Annotated in this window: 26 protein-coding genes, 1 tRNA gene, 1 pseudogene and 1 riboswitch; of the genes and pseudogenes, 14 read left to right on the plus strand and 14 right to left on the minus strand. The window is 42.6% G+C overall.

Annotated elements, in window-relative coordinates; all coding sequences use genetic code 11:
- Positions 1-67: 67 nt before the first annotated feature.
- Positions 68-931, plus strand: coding sequence for an alpha/beta fold hydrolase (locus VB775_RS07540; RefSeq protein WP_281005359.1), 864 nt, complete (start codon positions 68-70; stop codon positions 929-931).
- A gap of 77 nt (positions 932-1008) precedes the next feature.
- Here VB775_RS07540 and VB775_RS07545 read toward each other — a convergent pair whose 3' ends face one another.
- Positions 1009-2646 carry a cation:proton antiporter gene (locus tag VB775_RS07545; RefSeq protein ID WP_281005360.1) on the minus strand — a complete coding sequence of 546 codons (1638 nt, stop codon included), beginning with the start codon at positions 2644-2646 and terminating at the stop codon, positions 1009-1011.
- A gap of 92 nt (positions 2647-2738) precedes the next feature.
- Positions 2739-2824: riboswitch (Fluoride riboswitch) on the minus strand.
- A 496-nt stretch (positions 2825-3320) separates the two neighbouring features.
- Here VB775_RS07545 and VB775_RS07550 point away from each other — a divergent pair.
- The gene (locus VB775_RS07550) at positions 3321-4214 is read left to right on the plus strand and encodes a bestrophin family protein (protein WP_281005361.1); all 894 of its coding nucleotides are present in this window, start codon (positions 3321-3323) and stop codon (positions 4212-4214) included.
- A gap of 59 nt (positions 4215-4273) precedes the next feature.
- Here the strand turns inward: VB775_RS07550 and VB775_RS07555 are convergent, their stop codons facing one another.
- Positions 4274-5170: an alpha/beta fold hydrolase gene (locus tag VB775_RS07555; RefSeq protein WP_281005362.1), complete on the minus strand. Its 897-nt coding sequence runs from the start codon at positions 5168-5170 to the stop codon at positions 4274-4276.
- 226 nt (positions 5171-5396) lie between these two features.
- Here VB775_RS07555 and VB775_RS07560 point away from each other — a divergent pair, with 226 nt between their 5' ends.
- The 8 genes from VB775_RS07560 (at position 5397) to VB775_RS07595 (ending at position 12607) form a co-directional block, all read left to right on the plus strand.
- Positions 5397-6146 (plus strand): phycobilisome rod-core linker polypeptide, encoded by a 750-nt coding sequence (locus VB775_RS07560; RefSeq protein ID WP_281005364.1) that lies wholly within the window; start codon positions 5397-5399, stop codon positions 6144-6146.
- Between the two features lie 152 nt (positions 6147-6298).
- The gene (locus VB775_RS07565) at positions 6299-6820 is read left to right on the plus strand and encodes a phycobiliprotein lyase (protein ID WP_281005365.1); all 522 of its coding nucleotides are present in this window, start codon (positions 6299-6301) and stop codon (positions 6818-6820) included.
- A gap of 514 nt (positions 6821-7334) precedes the next feature.
- A complete protein-coding gene (locus VB775_RS07570; protein ID WP_281005366.1) occupies positions 7335-8429 on the plus strand; it encodes a hypothetical protein in 1095 nt (364 codons plus the stop codon).
- 2 nt (positions 8430-8431) lie between these two features.
- Positions 8432-9337, plus strand: a complete 906-nt coding sequence (locus tag VB775_RS07575; protein WP_281005367.1) for an ABC transporter permease — start codon at positions 8432-8434, stop codon at positions 9335-9337.
- Entirely contained in the window at positions 9330-10130 is an 801-nt protein-coding gene (locus VB775_RS07580; RefSeq protein WP_281005368.1) for an ABC transporter permease, read from the plus strand. The genes VB775_RS07575 and VB775_RS07580 overlap by 8 nt, the downstream gene beginning before the upstream one ends.
- 240 nt (positions 10131-10370) lie before the next feature.
- Positions 10371-10814, plus strand: coding sequence for an ATP-binding protein (locus tag VB775_RS07585; RefSeq protein ID WP_103669241.1), 444 nt, complete (start codon positions 10371-10373; stop codon positions 10812-10814).
- On the plus strand, positions 10811-11161 hold the full coding sequence (locus VB775_RS07590; RefSeq protein WP_094536281.1) for an STAS domain-containing protein: 351 nt from the start codon (positions 10811-10813) through the stop codon (positions 11159-11161). The genes VB775_RS07585 and VB775_RS07590 overlap by 4 nt, the downstream gene beginning before the upstream one ends.
- 69 nt (positions 11162-11230) lie before the next feature.
- Positions 11231-12607 carry an OB-fold nucleic acid binding domain-containing protein gene (locus tag VB775_RS07595; protein WP_281005369.1) on the plus strand — a complete coding sequence of 459 codons (1377 nt, stop codon included), beginning with the start codon at positions 11231-11233 and terminating at the stop codon, positions 12605-12607.
- A gap of 123 nt (positions 12608-12730) precedes the next feature.
- Here the strand turns inward: VB775_RS07595 and VB775_RS07600 are convergent, their stop codons facing one another.
- The 3 genes from VB775_RS07600 to VB775_RS07610 all read right to left on the minus strand — a co-directional run bounded on the left by VB775_RS07600 (position 12731) and on the right by VB775_RS07610 (position 13781).
- Positions 12731-13177 carry a tRNA (cytidine(34)-2'-O)-methyltransferase gene (locus VB775_RS07600; RefSeq protein ID WP_281005370.1) on the minus strand — a complete coding sequence of 149 codons (447 nt, stop codon included), beginning with the start codon at positions 13175-13177 and terminating at the stop codon, positions 12731-12733.
- Between the two features lie 87 nt (positions 13178-13264).
- Complete coding sequence (locus VB775_RS07605) at positions 13265-13660, minus strand: hypothetical protein (protein ID WP_281005371.1); 396 nt, start codon at positions 13658-13660, stop codon at positions 13265-13267.
- Positions 13620-13781 carry a hypothetical protein gene (locus VB775_RS07610; protein WP_281005372.1) on the minus strand — a complete coding sequence of 54 codons (162 nt, stop codon included), beginning with the start codon at positions 13779-13781 and terminating at the stop codon, positions 13620-13622. The genes VB775_RS07605 and VB775_RS07610 overlap by 41 nt, the downstream gene beginning before the upstream one ends.
- A gap of 319 nt (positions 13782-14100) precedes the next feature.
- Here VB775_RS07610 and VB775_RS07615 point away from each other — a divergent pair.
- A tRNA-Leu gene (locus VB775_RS07615) sits at positions 14101-14182 on the plus strand.
- Positions 14183-14394: 212 nt separating this feature from the next.
- Here VB775_RS07615 and VB775_RS07620 read toward each other — a convergent pair.
- From VB775_RS07620 to VB775_RS07650, 7 genes are all read right to left on the minus strand, one after another.
- On the minus strand, positions 14395-15327 hold the full coding sequence (locus VB775_RS07620; protein WP_281005373.1) for a Uma2 family endonuclease: 933 nt from the start codon (positions 15325-15327) through the stop codon (positions 14395-14397).
- Positions 15328-15461: 134 nt separating this feature from the next.
- Positions 15462-16361, minus strand: a complete 900-nt coding sequence (locus VB775_RS07625) for a CoB--CoM heterodisulfide reductase iron-sulfur subunit B family protein (RefSeq protein WP_281005374.1) — start codon at positions 16359-16361, stop codon at positions 15462-15464.
- Between the two features lie 101 nt (positions 16362-16462).
- On the minus strand, positions 16463-17152 hold the full coding sequence (gene rpe / locus VB775_RS07630; RefSeq protein ID WP_190576877.1) for a ribulose-phosphate 3-epimerase: 690 nt from the start codon (positions 17150-17152) through the stop codon (positions 16463-16465).
- A gap of 162 nt (positions 17153-17314) precedes the next feature.
- Complete coding sequence (locus VB775_RS07635; protein WP_281005375.1) at positions 17315-18814, minus strand: inorganic phosphate transporter; 1500 nt, start codon at positions 18812-18814, stop codon at positions 17315-17317.
- 132 nt (positions 18815-18946) lie between these two features.
- The gene (mreD, locus tag VB775_RS07640; RefSeq protein ID WP_323216720.1) at positions 18947-19492 is read right to left on the minus strand and encodes a rod shape-determining protein MreD; all 546 of its coding nucleotides are present in this window, start codon (positions 19490-19492) and stop codon (positions 18947-18949) included.
- 17 nt (positions 19493-19509) lie between these two features.
- On the minus strand, positions 19510-20256 hold the full coding sequence (mreC, locus tag VB775_RS07645) for a rod shape-determining protein MreC (RefSeq protein WP_190576883.1): 747 nt from the start codon (positions 20254-20256) through the stop codon (positions 19510-19512).
- A gap of 11 nt (positions 20257-20267) precedes the next feature.
- Positions 20268-21293 (minus strand): rod shape-determining protein, encoded by a 1026-nt coding sequence (locus VB775_RS07650; protein WP_094534891.1) that lies wholly within the window; start codon positions 21291-21293, stop codon positions 20268-20270.
- Between the two features lie 250 nt (positions 21294-21543).
- Here VB775_RS07650 and VB775_RS07655 point away from each other — a divergent pair, with 250 nt between their 5' ends.
- Together VB775_RS07655 and VB775_RS07660 are read left to right on the plus strand one after the other, a co-directional pair.
- A complete protein-coding gene (locus tag VB775_RS07655) occupies positions 21544-21987 on the plus strand; it encodes an SRPBCC family protein (RefSeq protein ID WP_281005377.1) in 444 nt (147 codons plus the stop codon).
- An 80-nt stretch (positions 21988-22067) separates the two neighbouring features.
- The gene (locus VB775_RS07660; RefSeq protein WP_281005378.1) at positions 22068-23648 is read left to right on the plus strand and encodes an adenylate/guanylate cyclase domain-containing protein; all 1581 of its coding nucleotides are present in this window, start codon (positions 22068-22070) and stop codon (positions 23646-23648) included.
- Between the two features lie 87 nt (positions 23649-23735).
- On the opposite strand, the gene VB775_RS07665 is transcribed toward VB775_RS07660, so the two are convergent.
- Positions 23736-24197: a Fur family transcriptional regulator gene (locus VB775_RS07665; protein WP_094534887.1), complete on the minus strand. Its 462-nt coding sequence runs from the start codon at positions 24195-24197 to the stop codon at positions 23736-23738.
- A 203-nt stretch (positions 24198-24400) separates the two neighbouring features.
- Between VB775_RS07665 and VB775_RS07670 the strand changes: the two genes are divergently transcribed.
- Positions 24401-25600, plus strand: a complete 1200-nt coding sequence (locus VB775_RS07670) for a class I SAM-dependent rRNA methyltransferase (protein WP_281005379.1) — start codon at positions 24401-24403, stop codon at positions 25598-25600.
- Positions 25601-25608: 8 nt separating this feature from the next.
- Here VB775_RS07670 and VB775_RS07675 read toward each other — a convergent pair.
- Positions 25609-25725, minus strand: a pseudogene (locus VB775_RS07675) (transposase); the annotation flags it as partial.

Genomic DNA, 25725 nt, shown 5'->3' on the forward strand with positions numbered 1-25725 from the left:
CTACTTGTCTTGCTATATTATTGGATCAGCGATCGCATTTTGTTTGTAACTATAGGCTTTTCTCTATATGTCTAGTGTCATCATTCAAGGAGCCAAACACAGCTATAGCCTCACTTCTCCTGCTCAGTCGAAGCATAAAGCTCCTACAATTGCCTTTTTGCATGGTTGGATGCTAAGTAAAGCTTATTGGCAACCATTGATTGCTCAGTTACAACCTGATTTTCAATGTTTAGCCTATGATCTACGGGGGTTTGGACTTTCGGAAATTGGCGATCGCGATGAATACTCGCTAATTAGCTATGCGAGGGATTTAGAAGAATTGCTTGATCGTTTAGAGATTTCTCAAGTTTGGTTGGTGGGGCATTCTCTCGGTGGTGCAATTGCTCTATGGGCTGCTAATTTATTAAGCGATCGGGTTTTGGGTGTGGTTTGCCTGAATGCGGGTGGGGGCATTTATATCAAAGAAGAGTTTGAGAAATTTCGTACCGCAGGTAAAATTCTTTTAAGATTGCGTCCCCAATGGCTGAAGAATCTTCCCTTAGTTCATGCCCAATTCGCTAAAGATAGTGTTTACAGCACCTTAGATCGTGATTGGGGGAGACAAAGAGCGATCGATTTTGTCTCTGCCAAATATCCATCCGCGAGAGGAACTTTGCTGGGTTCTACTAGTGAAGTAGAAGTTCACAAATTGCCGCAGATCGTATCGAAGTTGAGACAACCAGTTTATTTTGTTGCTGGTGCAAATGACAAAATTATGGAACCAAAGTATGTAAGCCATCTTGCTAGTTTTCATCATTCTTTTAATAGCTATGGTGAGAATGTATTTGAACTCCCTAACTGTGGACATATGGCAATGCTGGAGCAGACAAATCTATTGCATAGTCTGTTATTAGATTTATTAGCCAAACCCGTTACTTCAAATTGTCTCTAGTGGATAGGATGCGCGAAGCGCATCCTATCCACTAGAGACAATTGGCGGCGCTAAGCGCCGCCAATTGTATTTTGGGTCTAGCTATAAATAGATTGCTCAGAACGTGATTCTACTAAAATCACAGGGATAAGACTTGTTTCTAAAACTGCTTGAGAAACGGAACCCACTAGCACCTGTTCCCAAGGTTGATGTCCTCGCTTGCCAATTACGATATCCGTTACTTTGCGAGACTCCGCCACACGAATTATCTCTTCGGCAACTGTGCCTGTGACGCTCAAAAACTCATAGCGAATATCTGATAACAGATTTTGTGATTTTCTTTGCAAAAGCGCGATCGCCTGTTGATCGCCAAGATTATCCACATACAACACAATCACCTCGCCATCACTGCGCCTTGCTAGGTCTGCGGCTTTAGTTAGAACATCTGTTGCTAGGGCAGAGTCATCGACAGCGGCAAGGAAAACTGGACAACCCGAAATCGCTACTTTGGTGAGATCGACTTCGCCACGTTCTAGAAGTTTGGGGGCAAAGGTAGGAATCGCCCATGCCCCCAAAGGAGCAGTGACTAAAATCGAAAGCGCGGCGATCGCTAAAATTGTCTCACCTCCAGCAATTCCCTGCGCCAAAGGAATTGCCCCAATAGCAGCCTGTACTGTCGCCTTGGCGGAGTTAGCTGGCAATAAAAACAACTGCTCTTTCCATGTCCAATTACTCCCTACAGTAGACAGATACCAACCTAGCGATCGCCCGACCAAAGTTCCAATTCCTAATATCAACAGCCCTATTAGTAGATTATTACCTAAAACATTCAGTTGAATACTTGCTCCTAGTAGCACAAATAAAATTATTTCGGCGATCGTCCATAAACTATCAAAGCCACCCCGTAGTCTTCGAGCTAGAGGTGCATCTAGTTCTATTAAGAAAAATCCCATCGCCATCACCGCCAAATAGCCAGAGAAAACAGGAAGATGGTCAGCTAGTACTACCAACCAGAGAGCGATACTTGCGGAAACTAAAGAATCTTGAACAGCATTTTGAGTCCAATTCTGCTTGATTAATAGTGATACTAGCATTCGAGCTGATGCCCATCCCATTAGTACACCTAATGTAATTTGGATGATGACTTGAAATGGAAGTAATTGCCAAGGGGTGAGGGTAATCCCTAGTAATGTGATACCCGTTGCTGTGCTTTGGGATAGAAATGTGAGCAGTAGACTAAACACCAGCAATAGCATCACATCCGACAAGGCACTACCTGTGAGAATCGCATCGGGAATCCCTTTAGTGACTCCCCAACCCAAGCTTTTCAGTCGTAGCATCGCGGGTACGATGACAGCAGGAGATTCTGCGCCAATAATGCAGCCTAGTAATAGCCCCGTTAAAAAATCAAACTGAAGTAACCACATGGACGCAAAGGCGATCGCGATCGCTTCACAAGCCGCAGGTAAAAATCCCAGTCTTAAGGCGACAGTTCCCTGTTGAGCGAGTTTTTCACGATCAAGTCCCAACCCTGCTTTCATCAAAATCACCATCACGGCGATCGTGCGGAGGGACTTGGCCGCACCTAGCACTTCGGAACTAATTACATTGCCTACCTGCGCTCCTAAAAGAACGCCCACCAGTATCATGCCAACAAGGGCAGGGACTTGCAGCCGTCGAGCGATCTGCCCGACAAAGAAACCCATCATCAAAATCCAAATAATACTTTCTAACATCACGTCACGTTGATTTTGAAATGTTGAACGTGACTTGTAGAGGAAAGATTGATCTAGGCATCCGCGCAGCCCTACCTTTCCGCCACAAGTCGGAATAAGTAGGAGCCATCAGCCTAAACGTTATAAAAGCAATTTATAGCGTAAAGCGGTTTCGGCAAGCTCCATTGCCATCTCTACTTTTATACCATTGAGTGAGACAAAAAATGTAGAGGCAATTCATAAATTGCCTCTACATTTTTCAAAAGAAACCTAAATAAACGCCAAGATTCCCGATTTTTTCTAAATTTGCAAGTAGTTTTTATCCCAAACCACAAAATAGCTACACCATTTTGTGGTTTTAAACCTCTTACTGGGTTTGGTTTTTAATTCACGAAAGTGTGACAACACTTTCGTGAATTGGTATTACTTGCTCAGACAAAGACAGGGATATTAACCTATAATTTCAAAGCTTTCTTGCATATATAGCAATCCTAAATAGGTTGTGAGAGTGCGCCCCTTCGGGGCGCACTCTCACAACACTCAAAATCTTACAACTCATTTAGGAGCGCTATAGCAATCCTAATTCATTTGTGAGAGTAAATAGTTTGGGATAATGTGCCACTCTGTGGCGCATTATCCCAAACTATTTAGGGTTGCTATAGCTGTAGCAATACAATCCTAGATCTCGATCTCTAATGAAAAAAAAGGATAACTGGTTTCATATTGCCCTACGTTGGAAAGGCTCGGTAGTTCCAGAAGTCTTGCCGCGATCTCTACTATGTGGACTATTTGGGGTTGTTGTTTATCTGCTTCACATATTAAAGCTGAGGGTCTCACTCCCTATTTTTGGTAGTATAATCCCCAATATTGTGCTGGGCTTATTACTTGTATTTCGCACCAATACAGCCTATGAACGCTTTTGGGAAGGACGAAAAGCATGGGGAACCCTTGTAAATACGGTGCGAAACCTATCGCGACAAATTTTAGTAGCAATTTCAGAGCATCATCCAAGAGATCGTCAAGCTAAAGTTGCGGCAGTTAAGTTATTACCAGCTTTTGCGATCGCCTTAAAACTACATTTGCGATCGGAACCAATTAATGCTGAACTCGAAGCTAACCTCTCTTCTGAACAATTTCATCGCCTCAAAACGATGAATCATCCACCCCTTGAAATTGCCTTTTGGATTAGCGGCTATCTTCAAGAACAAGCCCAACAAAACAAGCTTGATCGCTACCAGCTTAGTGATATGATTCGACTTTTGCATCAAATGGTTGATGTCACAGGTATTTGTGAGCGGATTCTTAGAACCCCAATACCCCTTGCCTATTCTATCCATTTAAAGCAATTATTGATGATTTATTCCCTATCACTTCCATTCCAAATGGTCGATCAATTAGAATGGATGACTGGGCCAATCGTCGCCTTGATTAGTTTTACTCTCCTAGGAATTGAAGAAATTGGTATCCAAATTGAAGATCCCTTTGGTCATGATGCCAATGATTTACCCCTAGATAATATCTGTAATAACATGATGCAAAATATTGAAGATTTACTGTTGGTCAGCATGGATAAGGAGTCGGTAATTTAACCAAGAACCAATTTGAGATGGCGATGCAAAGCATCGCCATCTCAAATTGGTTCTTGGTTTTATACAATATTTAGCAAAATATCATTAATCATCTCTGGCACTTCATCCTGCGGACAATGCCCCGCATTAGGAATGTCAATAAATTCCTTGATACAATCAAATCTTGTAAAAGACTTACGACCTAATTCTATCGGCTCCCAAGGATCGCGATCGCCCCATAACACGATCGCCTCACAGGGTAAAACCGCCAGTAGATCTTCAGGTCTTGGACCCTGAGAATAACGCACAAAAGCCATAAATACATCAACAGCATTGGGATTTTGAGCAGGCTTGATTAAGATTTCAATTAACTCATCGGTAATAGCACTCCGATCTACATAGGCTTGCGACAAAATTTGTTTTACCGATCGCGGTTGGCGTACTTGATCGAAAAACAATTTGGCGATCGCCCGATTACCCAAGATATTTTGAACAGTCTTTACTCCTAAGCGTTTCAACCAAGGCATAGATAATTGATTTTGTTCTTGTAATAGACGTAATGAACAATTAATTAAGACTGTTTTGGCAATCATCTCAGGCGCATAGATCGCCGCTTGCATAGCCACCACTGCGCCGATCGAATTACCCACCAATATGGCGCGATCACCCACCACTTCATGCACAAAATCGGCAACCTGATGCCCCCAAGTCTCGAAGGTATAGGGCAACTCACTCGGTTTTGGCTGTGCCGAAGATCCAAACCCTATTAAATCAATTGCATAAACTCTAAATTTTTGTGCTAGGACTGGCACATTTTTGCGCCAATGCCCCACCGAAGCACCAAAACCATGAATGAGGACAATTGCAGGTTTATCTTTTTCTAATCCTTGATCCTCTAATCCCTCCGCGCAATAACCAATCTTATAGCCGCGCCATGTCCAAAAGCGATCGGCAAACTTACGGTAATCAAAAAACATGGCAACAACTTAATTTATGGGCTAGAAAGAGGTAATACAAGGGTTCGTCTTCTTTCTGAAAAGTAAACTTATGTGAAGCAATTAGAACTAGCTAATTTCGCCTATCCTATCATTGACTAGAGATTAGCCTCTCGTAATTATATTTAGCTTATTTAGCCCCAAACTCATTGTATGTTTGGGAATAGGTATTTTTATAACTTTTCGATAACATTTTGGAGATTTAAACGTGGCTCTTCCTTTGTTGAATTACGCTCCAGCTTCGCAAAATTCTCGCGTTGCTGGTTTTACAGTCGGTAGTGATAACACACCTCGCATTTATAACACTGCAAACTTACTCTCTAGCAGTGATCTAGATGAGTTGATTGAAGCTGCATATCGTCAAATTTTCTTCCATGCTTTTGCAACCGATCGCGAAGTTACTCTAGAATCGCAATTGCGTTCTGGCAATATCTCGGTCAGACAGTTTGTGCGTGGACTAGTACTCTCCAAGACTTATAGAAGCAGTTTTTATGACAAAAACAGCAACTATCGTTTTGTAGAGCAAACTGTACAGCGTGTTCTTGGTCGTGATGTTTATAGCGAAAAAGAAAAAATTGCTTGGTCAATCGTAGTTGCGACCAAAGGTATTGAAGGCTTTATTGATGCATTGCTCAACAGCGATGAATATCTTGAAGCTTTTGGCGATGACATCCTGCCTTACCAACGTCGTCGGGTTCTACCTAGCCAAAGAATTGGCGAAGTGCCTTTCAACCTCAAGTCTCCTCGCTACGATGCATACCATCGCGCACAGTTGGGCTTCCCTCAACTTATCTGGCAAAATACTGTCCGCAGCTATGTGGTTACCGACAGAGCGCCAAAAACAGGCGATCCAGCTTTGTTCTTGAATATGGCTCGTAGCATTTCGGCTACTCCTTCTACCTCAACCCCTGTATCTGCTCAAAACCTTGACTACGAACGTTTAGTTCCTCGTCGCTAAATCTCACTTAAAGAGCAAGTTGTAAAACGTCTTACTCTTTAAAACCCAGAAAGCAAAGGGGGCGCTAAGCGCCCCCTTTGCTTTGACTGCAAATTACTATAAAATTTGTTGGTCTCCTTAAGTCTTGTCTTTATTTTTCACTATTTTCACAAATGGATATTCATCAATTTCTCGAACTCTTTGTCGGTCGCTGGCGATCGCAACGCAGCGATCATCAATTTAGTAAGGGAAATGGTAGTGATACTCGTTCTGTGATTGAGATTACTGCCTTAAATGTTGATGATCCAGAATTGATGGCAATTTGCCAGAAGTATGACATTGATCCAAATACTGTCATGCATCCGATGAAGATGTCATGGGAAGAAGAATCCCTAAGCAGTAATAAGCCCAAAGGTAATGCTTTAATCGTGCCTGTCCCTAACAATCTCGATTCACCCCAAAAAGGCTTGATGTTGACCAAACAAGGTAAGGGTGTCTATGAGCTTGGTGCAGATGAAGCTCTCACAATTCATACAGTGACTGCTCAAAATGTGATCGAAGAGCGCATTTGGTATGGAAATCCTAACTTAAGATTTCGCGTGGCAACATTGTTACAGGGCGATCTTGCTAGCGATCGCTGCGTCCAATCTTCTAAGTTTTATTCGGAAATTCGCAGTATTCCACCAAAGGCATAAAATATAGCTGTAGTCACTTGTATTAGTACAAATCAAAACCCAGTAATAGAATGGCGGCGCGAAGCGCCGCCATTCTATTACTGGGTTTTGCCGCATTTACTTTATGTCTTTAAGAGATGTGATACTAATGTCCAGACTTCTAAGCCGATAAAACCTGCTAAAAAGATAAAAATTGCAATATTTAAACCAGCTTTAATTTTTTCCATATGCTTACTTTATTTAGACTCTGTAAATAGGTTTAGAAAGACGTAGAACGAACATTACTTAGCCCGCCCAATCCTAAAGCACTCAACCTCAAACCAAGATATTTTTGGAAAGTGGTGCTTCGCACCACTTTCCAAAAATATCTTGTGGTTTGTCTGATTGATAATTGTTGTGATCTATTCCAGCCTGTCATATTTTGATGAATTAAGTGCTTAAATAAACCAAATAATTTTGACTAGAAAAATCATCCCTTTATTCTAGTTGAGTTAAACTTAACCGTTATTACATTCAAGTGTGAGGATGTACTGCTGTGAATTGGGTCAAAAGGTTTAGTATTCTCGGCTCTGTAGCGATCGCATCTTTGACGATCACCCAAGCCGCCTCGGCACGTTTTGTGATTTTTGTTGCAGGTAATGATGCTGCAACACTACAGAGAGTTCGCACCGTCTCCCCAACTGCTTTTGCAACCAAAATCAACGATCAACCTGTAATTCAAGCAGGTACGTTTAACTCTGAAACTAGTGCTGATAGCCTCGCGATCGCCTTACAACAATCGGGGTTATCTGCTCAAAAGTATTTTAGAGCTTCAGGCGGAAAGGAAGGTAATGTTCAAGTTCCTTTCCCAGAGACCACCTCATCCTCAGTAGTCTCTTTGCCTAACCCCCAACAGGTTATCATCCAACCAAGTTCTACCGTCCAACCAGTAAGCTTTCAGGTGGACTCTCAACCCCAAGTATTTAGCTCTGTACCTCAACCAGCGATCGCCTATAACCAAAACCAATATCAGCAGATCACAACCAATACTGTCGTTCCTCAAGTACAGACACAGCAAGTGCTTGTACCTCGTTGGCAGCAAGTACTAGTTCCAGAAACTCGCCAATTTGTAACCCAGACAGTTGTACCCCAAACCCAAATTGTGCAATCAGGTTATTTGCAACCAACTGCTTACACACAATCAGCAGCAACCTCTTACGTGCAACCGAGTGTGCAAGCGACAGGTTATACCCAAACCACTGGTTATGTGCAGCCTCAGACAGGATTTATTCCTGCGGCATCTGCAACAACAGTAATGCCAATGACCTACGATAACTCTATTGTTGCACCTAGTAACTTTGCAGTGCAGCCTCAGCCAATCTCTACCTTTACAGGTACAACCACCAACGCCCCTCAGCTACCTCAGGCTGCTCAAAATTCAGCTTTCCGCTACGTGGCGGCTGTACCTGCAACTGCAAACAATCAATTTTTGCTGTCACGAGTGCGTCAATATGTTCCTAACGCCTTTTTCTCTAACTCTGGGCGGGGTACTTATATCCATGCAGGTGCTTACCAAAGTCGCGATTCAGCAGAAGCAGTATCTCGCTATCTGCGATCGCAAGGTGTTGACTCACGAGTTCTTTACTTCTAAATATGCCTGTGAATAGCACTTCAGACATTACCCCTGATCCTAGCCAGAAATCAGTACGTCGCCTCAAATGGCTTGAGCCTGTCGCCTTGCTTTTTCCCAGTGGCTTTTGGCTGATCGCATTTTTGATTATTCCAACGGCTTTTATTTTAATTCAGAGCCTTGTCCCTCTAGGTAAAACTGAGTTTGGGCTAGATAACTACCAAAGAGTATTTGAGTACGTTGGTGGTAACTTTATCTATCTAGTCGTCGTATGGCGATCGCTGCTTTATGCAATGATCACGACGGGATTTTGTCTGGTTTTAGGCTTCCCTGTCGCTTACTGGCTGGCGGTGATTGCGCCTAAGCGCTGGCGCAATATTTTGCTACTGCTATTTGTCTTACCCCTTTGGACTTCATCCCTATTGAGATCCTATGCATGGATTACAATTTTGCGTCCGACAGGAGTTTTAAATACCTTTCTTAACTTCATTGGGCTATCAGGGATCAATGTTTTAAACAAGGCGGAAGGAGTAATTATTGGCATGATTTACACCTATCTGCCCTATATGGTTTTAGTGCTATATACTTCGCTAGAACGTCTAGATTTACGCCTACTTGAGGCGGCGGCTGACCTTGGGGCTAATGCCAAACAAACTTTCTGGCAAATTACGGTTCCACAGGTTTCATCGGGGATTATCGCGGGATCGGCGCTGGTATCAATTACTAGTTTTAGCGATTACATTAACCCCCAACTACTAGGTGGGCCTGGTAGTCGCACGATCGCCTCAATTATTGAGTTGCAATTTCTAGGTGCAAGTAGCAACCGAGGGTTTGGCTCGGCTCTGAGTATGGTGCTAATTCTTGCTGTAACAATTGTGATTGCTTTGCTGATTAAATATGGCGATCGTAGGGTGGTAAGTGATGGCTAATCAAATCAATGTCCCGACCGTTAAGCGTTGGCAAACTTGGTATACAGTCCTTGCCTTCTTTTATATGTACTTGCCGATCGCTGTTCTCACGATCTTTAGCTTTAATCAATCCCCTTCACCATCAAAATGGACTGGGTTTACTTGGGAGTGGTATGCCAAGTTTCTCCAAAATCCAACTCTGCTTGCAGCCTTAAAAAATAGTCTTAGTGTGGCGCTAACTGCGGTATCGATCTCTGCTGTATTAGGTACGCTGACGGCTGTCGGGTTAGCCCGCTATTATTTTCCAGGCAAGAGTTTATATCGTGGCGTTACTTATTTGCCATTGATCATTCCAGACATTGCGATCGCCGTAGCCACTCTCGTATTTTTTGCAGCGATTAAATTACCACTTAGCCTAGTTACAATCGTAATAGCTCATATTGTTTTTTGTTTAGCCTATGTCGCTGTAGTCGTTTCCAGTCGTCTTGCGACGATTGATCCCAAACTTGAAGAAGCGGCTCTTGATCTAGGCGCTACTCCTGTCCAAGCTTTTTTACGAGTATTGTTGCCCCAGCTTTTACCAGGGATTGTGTCAGGCTGTCTGCTCGCGTTTATCCTGAGCATGGATGACTTTGTAATTGCGTATTTCACCGCAGGCGTGGGATCGACTACGCTACCGATCGCTATTTTCTCATCACTACGGAGTGGGGGGGTCACGCCCGAATTAAATGCTCTCAGCGTATTACTAATTATTGCGTCAGGATCAATGGCGGCGATCGCTGAAGCAATCAGAAGTTGGGGCAATCATGATTAGGTATAGATCGTATCCAAGAGTTTAGTGTTGCAGCGCAAATCGCCGCAACACTAAACTCTTGGGTTTTAAAATCTAGTTGTAGACTGGGAAGGGAGTATGAAAATTGATATCAAAAACTTGGAAATTATGATACTTTTTTGAAAAGCTTTATCAAAAATTAACTGGTTTTGCAAACATAGGTTAAAAACGTGTGGTATATTACATTTGGCAAAGCTAATCAAAGCTACAGAATGACTCCCCATGAGTGAGAAGCCTTTAAAGCTGCGAATCTCAATTCCACCCGTTGAGGGAATCGAGGACATTCCCATCGCAGCAGTCGAAGTACTCGCTACAAAAATGGGGTTTGATCCTGATGCTGTGCAAGATATCGTACAAGCTCTTACGGAAGCTTTAGTTAATGCGGTTCTTTACAGTACATCTGATCTTGACGTAGAAGTTGTAGTTTTCGCGGCAAACACCAGCCTAATTGTAGAAGTCCATGATCGTGGATCGGGTTTTGATATTGATAGTGTACCTCCGCCTGATTTTGATTTGATATCCGAGATTGGTGTCAAAAATGGCGGGTTTGGTATACATATGATCAAAGCGCTGGTTGATAAGGTCGAGATCGAATCTACCAATCAAGGTACAACAGTCCGTATGAGTAAGTTCCTGTCTATCCCCAAACCCATTCTCCAATCATGACTCATTCCTCATTTTTACAAGATGAACTCAAGATCGTCGAACAAATTGATGGCGATCAAGTTATTCTCAAACTGAATGGTGCTTTGAGTGTAACCACGGTTCCCTATTTTAGACAAGCCGTGCAACCATTTATTGACCGCAAATTATCAGCGATCGTTTTGGATTTTGAAGGAGTGACCAAGATCGTCAGTAGAGGCGTAGGCGCAGCGATCGATATGGCAGTGCAAGCTAAGAAGCAAGGCGGTAAGTTACGCCTAGAAAATGTTGGTAAATACGGACGCTCTCTTTATATTCAGGGTGTGCATTTAGTTGCTGAAGTTCCTGAATTAGAAGGATTTGAACCATAAAAACCAATAAATTATAGGTGTCGCGGGGCGACGCTTATAATTTATTGGTTTTTATTTTAGGAAATAAATATGAAAATCGTTAGCCGCACATCGTTGGGCATACAATGTGTTTTCGATATTGGCTTAGAACAAGATCACAATTTTTTATTAAATAACGGCTATATTGCCTCTAACTGCTTTAATAAATCCCATAGCGTCGCCTATGGATATGTAACCTATCAAACTGCATATCTTAAAGCGAACTATCCCGTTGAATATATGGCGGCTCTGTTGTCTTCGGTCAGTGGCGACCAAGACAAAGTTCAGCGATATATTGCTAACTGTCGCAGTATGGGGATTCCTGTGGTCCCGCCTGATGTAAATAGTTCAGGTGAAGACTTTACTCCCCGTGGACAACAGATTCTATTTGGCTTAGCCGCAATTAAAAATCTTGGAGCAGGGCCGATCGCTTCAATTTTACAGGCTCGTCAAGATGGGGCTTTTACATCTTTGGCGGATTTATGTAGCCGCCTTGATTCGCGATCGCTAAACAAAAAAGCTTTAGAAGCTTTAATTCAAACTGGGGCTTTAGATTTACTAGAGCCAAATCGCCATCAGTTGATGAATGATTTGGATATCACCATGGAATGGGCTTCGCGACGCGCTAAGGAACAAGCGTCTGGACAAGGCAATATTTTTGATTTTTTTGGTGAAAGTAGCCAGACGAAAACCTTTGATACTGCGCCAACCACAACTCGCGTTCAAGACTATTCATCCCAAGAAAAGCTGAGGATGGAGAAGGAATTGTTAGGTTTCTATATTTCCGATCATCCCCTCAGTGTGGTCAGCCGTTCCGCAAAATTAATGGCTCCGATCAATCTCTGTGATATTCCCGATTCGACAGAAACCAAAATCGTGACGGCGATCGCCTTAATTCTTGACATCAAAGAAGTTGTCACCAAAAAAGGCGATCGCATGGCTATTTTGCAGCTAGAAGATCTGACTGGCAGCACTGAAGCTGTAGTTTTCCCGAAAACCTTTGATAAAGTGAAGCATCTTCTCGAAAAAGATAAACGTTTGATGGTGTGGGGAAAAATTGATCGCCGCGATGAGCAGACACAATTAATTATTGATAATATGCAGCCAATTGAGTCCGTAAGGATGGTGCGGGTTGAACTGACTCGTGAACAAGCTAGCGATCGCCAAGTCTTACAACAACTCAAAACCGCCTTAAATCCTAATCCTAATTATGGTAATTCCAATCAAGGCAATTCTAGCTATGGCAACTCTAGCTATGGCAGGAACGAACCTGACAACTCTGGCAAAATCCCTGTAATTGCGGCGATCGAATATATGCCAAAGTTAGTACGCCTAGGCAATCAATTCTGGGTCGAAGATGAAGAAACGGCTGTTAAAGCTTTACAACAAGCAGGCTTCAAAGCCACCTACGACGCACTAGTTACTTAAAATTTACAACGCTTTGCGCTCAAACCCAAACCAAGAGATTTCTTGAAAGTGTTGCGAAGCAACACTTTCAAGAAATCTCTTGGTTATTGCTGTAAAACGAAGAGGGGCATTGCCCCTCTTCGTTTACATTCCTAATTGTCGTCTGGCTTCAAATAAGCCGAGGGCAGCACTCACAGAGAGATTAAGGCTACGAACCTTCGGATGTTCCATAGGGATATAAACCGCAGGATTATTAGCAAGGACTTCTTGGGGTAAGCCACTGGATTCACTGCCAAATAATAGCCAGTCACCATCTTGGTATTGAAATTCTCGAAAATGTTTTGCTCCACGCGCACTAAAGCAAACCCACCTTGCTCCATTGGATGCTTCTCGCAAAGATTCGATATGAGGATGCACAGTTACATCTACATATTCCCAATAGTCTATGCCTGCTCGCTTGAGTTGTCGATCGCTAATTTCAAAGCCCAGAGGCTCAACTAGATGCAAATGTGTATTCGTAGCAGCACAGGTGCGGGCAATATTGCCAGTATTGGGTGGAATTTCGGGATAGATAAGAGCGACTTGCAGCATTGACTATAAATATATTTAAAGACTGTGTTGTTTACACAGTCTTTAAATATAAAAGAATTACGGCACTTCGTGCCGTAATTCTTTTTATTAGCGTGGAGTGCGTTCTTCGATATCTTCTAGGGTTTGGAGGACTAGACGTTTAGCTTGAAGTTTCCACCCCCATTTTTGTAAGGCGATCGCTGCCCCTGTGCCAACAACAGTTGCAATAAAATCTAAAGGCTGTTCCATTGATATACCTAGCAACAAGCCTAGTCCTGCAATACCCCAAAAAGGGAGAGAGACAGATTGGCGATTGTTTTCTACGATTTTGCTAATGTCGTCGGTGGGCATAGCTGCGAGTAACTCAGCTTTTGCCTGTTTTTGTTCAGCCCTATTGAGGGATAAGCCGATTTTTTGGCGTAGTTTTTCGATTTTGCGGGCGTTTGTGCTGTACTGCACCAACTCATCTTCCGCCAGCATAATTAAACGCTCTAGTTTTGCCATTGGTAAATATATCGAGATAATTAAATGAGAGGTACTTCACTAAGTGTCTCAATCTAAGCATCATAGCGATCGCGATCGCAATTACCAAAAGTAATACCAAGTTAAGAAATGGCGTAGCCATTTCTTAACTTGGTATTACTAGTAGACTGCCAAAGGAAATTTGCGGGGTTATCGAAACGAGCAAAGCTCGTTTCGATAACCCCCAACTAGTCAAAGTTCTAGTGGCGGACTACTAGATTTGGTTTTTAATTTACGAAAGTATGGCAACACTTTTGTAAATTGGTGAGTATCTGTGCAAAATAAATTACCAAACTCGTAAAGTTGCGCCCCGCAGAGGCGCAACTTTACGAGTTTGGATTTGTAATTACGCTACAAAAAAGCTTCAAAAAATATTTGACAAGATACACCATTCTTGTTGTAGAATATAAGTCTTGAAAAAAGGGCGAGTGGCGGAATTGGTAGACGCATCAGACTCAAAATCTGACGACTTCGGTCATGAGAGTTCGATTCTCTCTTTGCCCATAAAAAAGCAGTTCACATAGTGAACTGCTTTTTTTATTTTTGATAAACTGATGTTACGTGGATAGAATTCCTACGATCATCTGAGTCTAGGGCTGGCACGGTGGCATAGCCCCTACAAAAATCTAAATTATTGGAGTAGGGGCAATCCCCCCGTGGTTGCCCTGTTACGCTACCAGCAAGAGATTCATCATCTGAGTTCCACGTAACATCAGTTATAAAGATAAATCTGGATCAATACCTAGAGCAATAAGGCGATCGCGTAATTGTTTTATTTGTAATTCCGCAGCATTAGCACGTTGGCTTTCTTGTTCAGCACGTTGGCTTTCTTGCTCAGCACGTTGGCTTTCTTGCTCAGCACGCTGGCTCTCTTGCTCAGCACGCTGGCTCTCTTGCTCAGCACGTTGGCTTTCTTGTTCAGCACGTTGGCTTTCTTGTTCAGCACGCTGGCTCTCTAGTTCAGCACGTTGGCTTTCTTGAATAGTAAGGTGCTTTTGATTTTGTAGCGCAAATAGTAGCTCAACAGGCATTAGTAATTTTTCACCTGTGTCTAGCTGATAAAAATTAATAAGATGCTCTTCGACCTCTAGGCGCAAGCCCAAAACCTGACTACATCCATCCGTAATTGGGTAATAGATATTGTCATCATCGCGTTCTCTGTAATCGAGTCGATAGCCACGCAGCTTTTCGGGTATCCACTCACCCTTAGGATCAAAAAGCCAATATTCTTGTACCCCTATATCCTCATACAGATTCCTTTTAAATTCCTTATCTTTTGCCTGAGTTTTAGGTGAGGTAATCTCAAAAATGATGCTGGGAACCTTACCTGTCTCCCAAATTTTATAATTGTCGTATGGTACTTGTGGAATCTCGAAGATTACCATTACGTCAGGCGACACTCTCAGCTTGGGAAAGCCTTGGGCATAGTAAAGAAATTGGTCAGCAAGGACAACTGGCGATCGCTCCTGAAAAGCGATCGCTAAATAATTTCGTAATACGCCAACAGTGGCAATAATCGCATCAGCATGAATAGAAGTTTCTGCCAAGGGTTCACCATCCTCGGAAGGGTAAAAGATTTCGTGTGTGGGATTGCTTTCTGGTGTTTTATTCTCAGTGGTTGCAATATTAGAAACAGTGGCTGGAGTCATGACACAAGCAGTGCTATCTGCACAAGCGGCAATGTATCTAGGTAATTGGTAATTGTTATTAAAATTATAGAGCAATCCTAAAGGATTTGAGAGAGTGCGCCCCGAAGGGGCGCACTCTCTCAAATCCTTTAGGATTACTGCAAAGCAAGTTTTTGTAAGACTGAACTTGTGGAAACGATATGACGATCTAAGCCCAGAACTTTTGGCTCAATACCGATCGCTAGTCCAATCAACTGCGGTAAATGCAAAATCGGAATCCCTAATTTGTGACCAATCACCTTTTCAACTTCAGGTTGACGGGAATCAAGATTGAGATGACAAAGCGGACATGGCGTAACAATGCAATCTGCGCCTGCGGCGATCGCGGCCGTTAGATGTCGTCCTGCCATTGAGAAAGATTCTTTGGGGGCATAGCTAGAAATTGGCCAGCCGCAACATTGCACACGTCCTTCGTAATACACAGGAGTTGCGCCGACAGCACGAAAAATATTTTCCAGAGATTCGGGTTTGAAGGGATCGTCGAAACGAGTGACCGTTTGTGATCGCAACAAGTAGCAACCATAAAAGGAAGCACATTTAAGATTAGCTAAGGAACGAGTTACTTTAGCGGCGATATTTTCTAAGCCATAGTCGCGGATCAGAATCCAGAGTAAATGCAAAACTTCCGTAGAACCTTGGAAATTATGTCCTTGAGTATTCAGCAACGCATTTACTTCGTCTTTGCGTGCGGAATCTGAGCTTTTAAGCTTATCGTTAACACGACCGAGTACACCCTGACAGGTGCTACATTGCGTCATTACTGTGAGGTTTAATTCTTCGGCAAGAGAAATATTGCGGGCATTGATCACGTCCTCCATCAGTTCGTCGGTTTCCTTGAATGTGCCAGAACCACAGCAGGTTGCCTTAGTCAATTCTACAAGTTCAATTCCTAAGGCTTGAGCGATCGCTGTTGTTGATGCATGTAGCTCTTTGCAAGCACCCTTAGCAACACATCCTGAGTAATAAGCGTATTTCAATGCTTTAGTTTCTGTCATTTCTCTGATTGCAACATCTTTCCCTTTCGCTTCTAAATTACCACCAAAATTACCACCAAAAAAGAGAGGCAGCGCATTGCGCCGCCTCTCTTTTTGATTAATTAAGCTGTGACTAGCTCAGGACGCTTACTGTTGCGAATACCCTTAATCGCTTCAGCGTAGTCAGGAGCGTTAAATACTGCGGAACCAGCGACGATCGCATTCGCACCAGCTTCTAGAACTTGCCAAGTGTTGTTAGCCTTGAGACCACCATCAACTTCAATCCAAGGATCAAGTCCGCGATCGTCACACATTTGACGCAACTTGGCGATTTTAGGAATTACGTTAGGAATAAAGCTTTGTCCGCCAAATCCGGGGTTTACACTCATAATCAAAACCAAGTCGCATAGATCGAGAACGTACTCAATAAAGCTCAAAGGGGTCGAAGGGTTGAGGGAAACACCAGCGAGTTTACCAAGTTCCTTGATTTGGCAAAGATTGCGATGTAGGTGAGGGCAAGCAGTATGCTCTGCATGAACGGTGATGATATCCGCACCAGCCTTGGCAAAGTCAGGCACATATCTTTCTGGCTCAGCAATCATCAAATGCACATCTAAAATCTTTGTAGTAACAGGACGAATAGCCGAAACTACCAATGGCCCAATGGTAATGTTTGGCACGAAGCGTCCATCCATCACATCAACGTGAATCCAATCTGCACCCGCCGCATCAACTGCACGAATGTCGTCACCTAAACGGCTAAAGTCAGCAGACAAGATTGAAGGGGAAATAACTGTGGACTTTTTAGGCATATGATTTACGGGGGGCTTAGCTTTACAAAGATCTAAAAAACAGCAGATAAAGGTAATTTTAACTACAGTCTTATATTAATTATTAATTAAATTTAGCAGTTTTGATCAATTAAAGGGTAAAAAACAGGAATCGTGCTAAGCACAATTCCTGTTTTTTACCCTTTAACTCAAACCTAGAAACTGTTGATGAACTGCAAATAGACTAATAGTATATGTTCCAAGTCCAAGCAGTATACAAACTGGTAATGTTAAAAACCAAGCTAGTAGCAAGTTTTTCAAAGTATTACTCTGAACACCAGCCCGATTTGCAACCATCGATCCAGCGATGCCCGATGAAAGTATATGGGTAGTGCTAACGGGTAATCCGAAATAATCGGCTGTGCCAATCGTGGTCATGGTGACTAGTTCCGCGATCGCACCTTGAGCATAGTTAAGAGGCTCTTTCCCAATCTTTTCGCCGACAGTAACGACAACCCGTTTCCATCCAATCATTGTTCCTGATCCGAGGGCAAGGGCAATGGTAATTTTTACCCAATAGGGAATGAATTTGGTTGTTTGATCTAATTGATCGCGATAGTCGGTTAGTAGATAAGGCTCATCAAGATTAGCTAATTTCTCTTGTTTTTCTAATTTAGTAATTGCACTAGCAACAAGATAAATATCATTTCTAATTTGGGCGCGATCACGCTCTGACAGATCTACAAAATTACTGCTGATTGACAAACTATTGCTAATTAATTGACTTTCTGAAGCTAGCGATCGCCAAGTATTTTCATTTAGTTGACCTTGTGGTTTTAAGAAGTTCGTAAGTTCTATTTGACTATTCTCAAAAATCAAATCATGAACTGAAGCTTTGGGTATCTGTGCTGTAAACACGGGAATAACAGCTTGTGATGTCGCAACCAATTGGGCGATCGCTTGCGGACTAGTATGCATATTTAAAGAGAAAGTACTTGGTAGTAAAATCACTAAAATCAGCATCATTAAGCCCATTCCTTTTTGACCATCATTAGAGCCATGGGCAAAACTGACTCCCGAACAGGTCAGAATTAGCAACGTCCTAATCCCCAAGGGTGGAGCATCCTCTGCTGGTGCGGTATAGAGATTTTCTTGTTTAATCAGAGCTTTGGCAATGATAAATAATAATGCAGCTCCACAAAATCCGATCAATGGTGAAATAAGAAGAGAAAGCAATACTTCCTGCACTTGTAGCCAATTGATGCCATCCCACCAGTTTTGTTCTGTAGATAAAGCTGAATTCGCTAAACCGATTCCCAAAATTGCACCAATTAAAGTATGTGTACTGGATACAGGTAATCCCAAATACCAAGTTCCCAAGTTCCAAATAATTGCGGAAGTAAGTAAAGCCAAAACCATTATCAAACTTTGGTTTGAATCAGCTTTAACGAGTAATTCCACAGGCAATAAAGCCACAATTGCAAAAGCGACTGCACCACTTGATGTGATCACACCTAATAAATTGCAAATTCCTGACCAAATAACTGCGTATGTTGGCTTGAGTGTATTTGTATAAATCACAGTTGCTACAGCATTAGCGGTGTCGTGAAATCCATTCACGAACTCAAAACCGATCACTAAGGCGATCGCAAAACCTAAAAGTAAATATTCCATTGTTTCATTGCCCACTATAGCTGTAGTCACTTGCATTAAGACAAATCAAAACCCAGAAAACGAGTGGCGGCGCGAAGCGCCGCCACTCGTTTTCTGGGTTTACGTCCTAACTAAACTTGCAACAAAATAAGGTTTGTTACTTTAGCGCAAATCCCAGCAAAATTAATCTTCTTGCTTTTCGAGCGATCGCCACCAACGACTGAGGGGAAAGTAAATTGCAGGTGACCATAAACTACTCAAAATTGCCGAACTAAGGGCAATCCGTTGTTGTAAAGCCCAAACATTATCCATTTCGGCTCCCATAGCCGTTAATTGCACTGCGTGCATAGTTTCAACAATTACCGCCATGCCAAACACAATTAACGCGATCGAAATAAAGTCCTCTTGCATATATCGCTGTTTCTGCAAAAGTGAGGTTAGTCCTCCAGCGATCGCTAGTCCCAAAGCATGAGTTGGTGAAACATACATGTCCGCAAAGGTCATACTATCCTGTATAAATCCTATGGCAATCCCTGCCATTACTGACAAAAATACAGGACGATTGACGCTCCAAGCCACTAGCCAGATTAGTAACCAGTTAGGGGCAATTCCCATCAAGGTCATACCTGGAAATCTGGTATACATCGCTAAGATGCAAATTAGCAGTGAACCAATGGTCACAGCCCAGTTTAAAAACTTTTTGGAGAGGGAAACTTTGCGATCGAGCATTATTTCTGATGACTGGGTTAAAGCTTCTCTTGGAAAGGATATACCTCTACATAATCCAATAATCCCAAAGGAGTCGAAAACTCGACGATCGCTTCAGGGGCTGGTTGCTTATCAAGATTTATGGATTTAATCCGACCAACGGGCACATTTTCAGGAAATAGAGTACTAAATTGTGAAGTATGCACAATATCTCCAACTTTTACGTCAGGATCGCGCTCAAAAAAGTCTAGGGTCGCTGTATTTTGGCTTTGCCCCTTCAGCATTCCACTAAAACGACTTCGACTAACGACTACACCAACCTGGCTATTTGGATCACTGATTAGCAAAATCTGACTACTGTTGGGGGAAACATGGGTAACACGACCAACTAAACCACCAGGTGCTACCACTACAGCACCTGATTTAATCCCATCATTGCTACCTTTGCCAATTAAGATTTGATTCCACCAAGAGTCAGCCCCACGACCGATAACCGTTGCCCAAATACCGACATCTCTTGGGGTTACTCTCACCTTCAAAAGCTCTTTCATTCTCTGGTTTTGGGACTCTAACTCAGTCAAGCGATAGCGAAGCTCGCGTACTTGAGCATCTTGCAATAATTCTTGCTTAGATACACTTGATTGAAAAGGGCGGCTGAGAAACTGATAGGTTTCCATAATCGCTACACCTTGAGTTTGGCGGATAAACCACGCAAGCCCAATTCCAGCAGTAACCACAACAGTTTGAAAGCTATAGCGCTCCCACCAACTACGGATTGAATCCATGAAAAATTTACCTATAAACTTTTCAAGCGACTGGTTAAGACACGACCAAGATTTTTATAATCTTCTAAAACGCGACCAGCACCGATTACCACACAGTCCAAAGGAGCTGGGGCAATATGAGTGATAATTCCAGTCTCATGACTAATCAGGGTGTCAATACCATTCAGCATGGCTCCACCACCAGCCAACATGATGCCGCGATCAATAATATCAGCAGCTAGTTCAGGAGGTGTACGCTCTAGCGTTCGCTTCACTGCTTCAATAATCACAGAGAGTGGTTCACTCATGCTTTCGCGAATTTCCGAAGACTTTACAGTGACGGTACGAGGCAAGCCTGATAGCAGGTGTAAACCTCTTACCTCCATCGAAGTTTCTTCTTTAATGGGATAAGCCGAACCAATTTTAATTTTGATTTCTTCAGATGTACGTTCCCCGACAACGAGGTTATGTACTGTCTTCATGTACTTCATGATGGCTTCGCTGAGTTCATCACCCGCAACACGCACGGACTCACTCAATACAATTCCCTGCAAGCTCATGACGGCAACTTCGGTAGTACCACCCCCAATGTCAATGATCATGTTCCCCGTTGCTTCAGTTACAGGTAGTCCTGCCCCGATCGCGGCGGCGATCGGCTCATCAATTGGGTAAACTTCACTTGCGCCAGCTCGACGGGCGGCATCCATGACAGCACGCCATTCCACGCCTGTTACACCACTAGGAATGCCGATCGCAATACGTGGATTAAAAACACCCTTCTTAACTTTCTGAATGAATGAGCGCAGCATCAACTCAGCCGAGTCAAAGTCAGCAATTACGCCATCTTTGAGGGGGCGCACGGCAATGATGTCACCAGGTGTGCGACCGATCATTTTATTGGCTTCATTTCCGACTGCATAGGCAGTCTTATCGCGTTGATCGATCGCGACAACCGATGGCTCTTGCAGAACAATACCTTCACCAGACACATAAATTAATGTGTTGGCAGTACCGAGGTCAATGCCGATGTCTTTCGTAAAATGGCGTAATAAACCCACAGTAAACTCTTCCAGTGGTCAAACTAGCTATATCGTCTTAACATTTTATTACGATTGTTGTCACTTAGTCTAGTCTTCTTAACTATTCCGAAAGTCTTGTATTTGCATATGCAGCCAATTTTTGGTGTTTCCAGTGCCTTCGGCACTGGAAACACCAAAAATTGGCTTTTTGAAAGCCCACCAACGGCGGGCTAAAATTGAGATTGCTTTGTTATTATGATGGGTGTAAGTAAAAATTAACGATTATCCAATGAGTGAATGGCTAGAACATACCGTCCAAACTGAAGTGTCTATTCCCGTGGAATATGCGTGGTCGTTGTGGTCAGATTTACAGGCTATGCCCCGTTGGATGAAGTGGATTGACTCTGTGGTAGTCACTGCCGATCCTGAAATATCTGCTTGGAAACTCGGCACAAACGGCTTAACTTTTACTTGGAAATCTCGAATTCTGAAGCAAATTCCCAACCAAATTATTCAATGGGAGTCGATTGGTGGTCTGCCAAATCGTGGAGCTGTAAGATTTTATGGTCGTCCTAATAATACGACGATTGTGAAGTTAAGCATTGCCTATGCAATTCCTGCGATCGGGCAGCTTATGGATAATTTATTTCTAGGACAGATTGTGGAGTCTACTCTACAATCTGATTTAGAACGATTTCGAGGTTACGCTCAAGAAAATTTTCAGAGCAATTAATGTCTCAACACCCGTAAAAGTAAAGGCAGCGCATTGCGCCGCCTTTACTTTTACGTTCAGCATATGGACTTGATTAGACAATGAGTACAGAGCAACCAGAATTAAAGTTTGGAAATCTCAATCTTTGGATTGTCGGCTTTTCACCATTGTTACCGCAGCTTATTGGGAGTGCTTTCAATATTTGGTACAACACAACGCGGGTGCAGCCATTATTGTCGTCTATTCAACAACAGTTTTTTACTAACACAGTGCTGGGTTATAACGCGATCGCTTATCCAATAGCGATCGCTGTTTGGACTTACTGCTTAATGTCTGTACATAAGCCAATCAATGCTTTGATCCATCGCCAGACTATTTCTCAAAGACAATTAACCCAGCTACGCCGTCGAGTGATTAATTTGCCGTGGTGGGGAACTGGAATCGCCGCAGTTTGTTGGTTTGCTTGCATTCCTATCTTTTTAACAATATTGCAATTATCACCCGATCCATTAAATCCTTTAGTCTTGCTGTATCTGCCGATTTCATTGACTATTTCAGGGCTGATTGCAGTTACGCAAAGCTTTTTTATGATCGAGTTACTTAGTCAAAAATTACTTTATCCATTTCTTTTTAAAGATATTAAAGCTCACACAATATTAGGAGCTTATGCACTTTCTCTGAACCATCGAGGACTTTTGGTAGTTATTTCAACAGGCATTTGTCCTATTGTTTCATTGTTACTTCTCATTTCCATACCTCCTCCCGCCGATTGGCAAAATCTTTGGTTTGCTCTAACCGTTGGCATAATTGGAATTATCTTTGGTCTCATTAGTGCCTTAATGCTGGGACATACTGTTCTAGAACCTGTAATGGCTCTGAAATTCGCTTCTCAAGAAGTTGAATTGGGTAATTTTACAACTCGGATTTTGTTGAAACGAGCCGATGAATTTGGGACATTAATTGACGAATTTAATGAAATGGTTTTGGCTCTTCAAGAAAAAGAATATCTACAAGCTATGTTTGGTCGTCATGTTGGACAAAAAGCTGCCCAGCAGATTTTGCTGCAAAACCCTGACCTTGGGGGCTACGAGCAGAAATTAACAGTGATGTTTATTGACTTGAGAGATTTTACAGCTAGGAGTAGTGTTTGTTTACCACAAGAATCTGTGGCTTTGTTGAACCGTTTTTTTACAGTCATGGTCAAAATCGTAGAACAACAGAATGGAGGTATGGTAAACAAATTCTTGGGGGACGGTTTTATGGCTTTATTTGGTGTTGGAGAACCTGACGTTAACCATGCTTGGCAGGCGGTGAGAGCGGGGCAAGAAATGTTAGAGAGTTTAACAATAATTAATCAACAAATTACCCAAGAAGGGCAGTTGTCTCTAGCAATGGGTATTGGTATTCATACGGGCGTAGCAGTTGTTGGCAGTATTGGCTCACCAGAGCGATTGGAATATACAGCTATTGGTGACACTGTAAATATTGCTTCCCGAGTGGAGTCTCTGACTAAAACATTGCAAGTTCCGTTATTGCTTACACACAGCACTCGTCAATCTCTACCAAATCATTTACTTAGTCAAGAATTACCTGCTCAGATGGTAAAAGGACAGTCTCAACCGATTAGAGTTTATATGCTTGCTAAAGCTAACAGCGATCAAGCGAACCAAGAAATTTATTAAAAGTGTTGCTTTGCAACACCTTTAATAAATTTCTTGGTTCGCATTTCATCAAGAAGAGAGGCGGTACTTATTACCACATCTCTTCTTTTAGAATATAGATCGTTGCCCTTCGGGACTGACACCAATAATTGTTAGTTGGCAATCTAGGACAGAGAAGCCATACTTGTCAGCAACCTTTTTACTTATTGTCAGAATTTGATCGTTTTTAAACTCAATCACACGATTGGTTTTAACGCAGACTAAATGGTGATGATGGTGAGGCTTGGGCTGATTAATCTCATAATGTTTATGATCTTCGGTGAGTTCGAGTTCTCGCAAAATCCCCATCCGCGCCATCATTTTCACGGTGCGATAAATTGTCGAAAGACTAATATTTTCGCCTTGCGATTTTAGCCGTTCGTAAAGATCCTCAGCACTGAGATGCTGTCCCTCTGGTAAGGTTTGAAATGTACTTAAAATCACCTCGCGCTGCGGTGTCATGCGACAACCTTTTGAGTTGAGTTCAGCCTTGAGGGATTCAGGTGAATAGGTGGTCTCCGCAGAAGTCATAGCATTATCAATAACGATAGCTTCTTGAGAATAACATAAATGGCATTAGCAGACAGCAATTCTCAGCAAAACCAATGTTAGTGTTTTCAGCGCCTGCGGCGCTGAAAACACTAACATTGGTTTTGCCTAAAAGTAGAGTGGGCATTGCCCACCCTACTCCTTTCTATGTTATGTTTAGCAACCCTACTTAAAAGTTATTAGCCATGACACCGTTGCCCCGTGCGATTATTTATCGTAAAAAAGTCGATGCGGTTCAGCGTTTTCACCCTTGGATCTTTTCAGGGGCGATCGCCAAAATGCAAGGACAAGTCAATGATGGTGACTTAGTAGAAGCCTATAGCGAAGATGGCAAGTTTTTAGCAATCGGTTTGTGGGGTATGGGTAGCATTGCGATTAAGGTGCTATCGTTTCAGCCTGTGGAGTCGATGCAAAGTTTATTGCGCGATCGCCTACAACAAGCTTTTATTCTGAGAAAGCAACTAGGGTTAATTGATAATCCAGAGACAAATTGCTATCGATTGATTAATTCGGAAGGTGATGGTTTAGCAGGATTAATTATTGATGTCTATGGAGAGACAGCGGTTTTGCAGTGCCATTCACTGGGGACATATGGATATCGGCAGGAAATTGCAGAAATATTAAAAGAAATTTATGGCGATCGCTTGCAAGCTGTTTATGACAAAAGCTCGGCGACTCTTTCGCGCAAATCACAAACTCAGTCTCAGGATGGGTTATTGATCGGTGAGAAATCTAATGATAGTGCCGAAGTTTTAGAATATGGGCATCGCTTTATTGTGGATTGGGAAAGGGGACAAAAGACAGGCTTTTTCTTAGATCAACGCGAAAATCGGCGCTTGTTTGGTAAGTATGCCACAGGCAAAAAAGTTTTAAACACCTTTTGCTATTCGGGCGGATTCTCTGTTTATGCAGTGGCAGCAGGAGCGCGAGAAGTACATTCGATTGATAGCTCAGTCAAGGCGATGGAATGGACAGATCGCAATATTGCGGCAAATTTTGATACTGAGCGTCAAGCAACTCATACTTCCTTTACAGGCGATGTGTTTGATTTTCTGAAGCAATGCGATCACGATTATGATGCGATCGTGCTTGATCCACCTGCTTTTGCTAAAAGTTTATCGGCGCGACATTCAGCAATGCAAGCTTATCGACGGTTGAATTTGCAAGCCATGTCTAAGTTGAAAAGTGGTGGTTTACTATTCACATTTTCCTGCTCTCAAGTAGTGAATGTGGAGAATTTTACAGGAGCGGTGACTGCTGCTGCGATCGAGTCAGGTCGCACCATCAAGGTTTTACATCATTTAACCCATCCCGCTGATCATCCTACGAGTATTTTTCATCCTGAAGGGGCGTATCTTAAAGGTTTAGTTTTGAGCGTTATCTAATTAAAAAAACTGCGATGTCTTGAATGCTCAATCTGAGAAATGTTTTTGAGTTGGTCATTGACGGACTCAATAATTGCGCGCTTACGCAGCAAAATCTTATCAATCAACTTGACCAAACAGTTTTT

Source organism: Pseudanabaena sp. CCNP1317 (assembly GCF_034931345.1).
In the GTDB taxonomy this organism is placed as follows: domain Bacteria; phylum Cyanobacteriota; class Cyanobacteriia; order Pseudanabaenales; family Pseudanabaenaceae; genus Pseudanabaena; species Pseudanabaena galeata.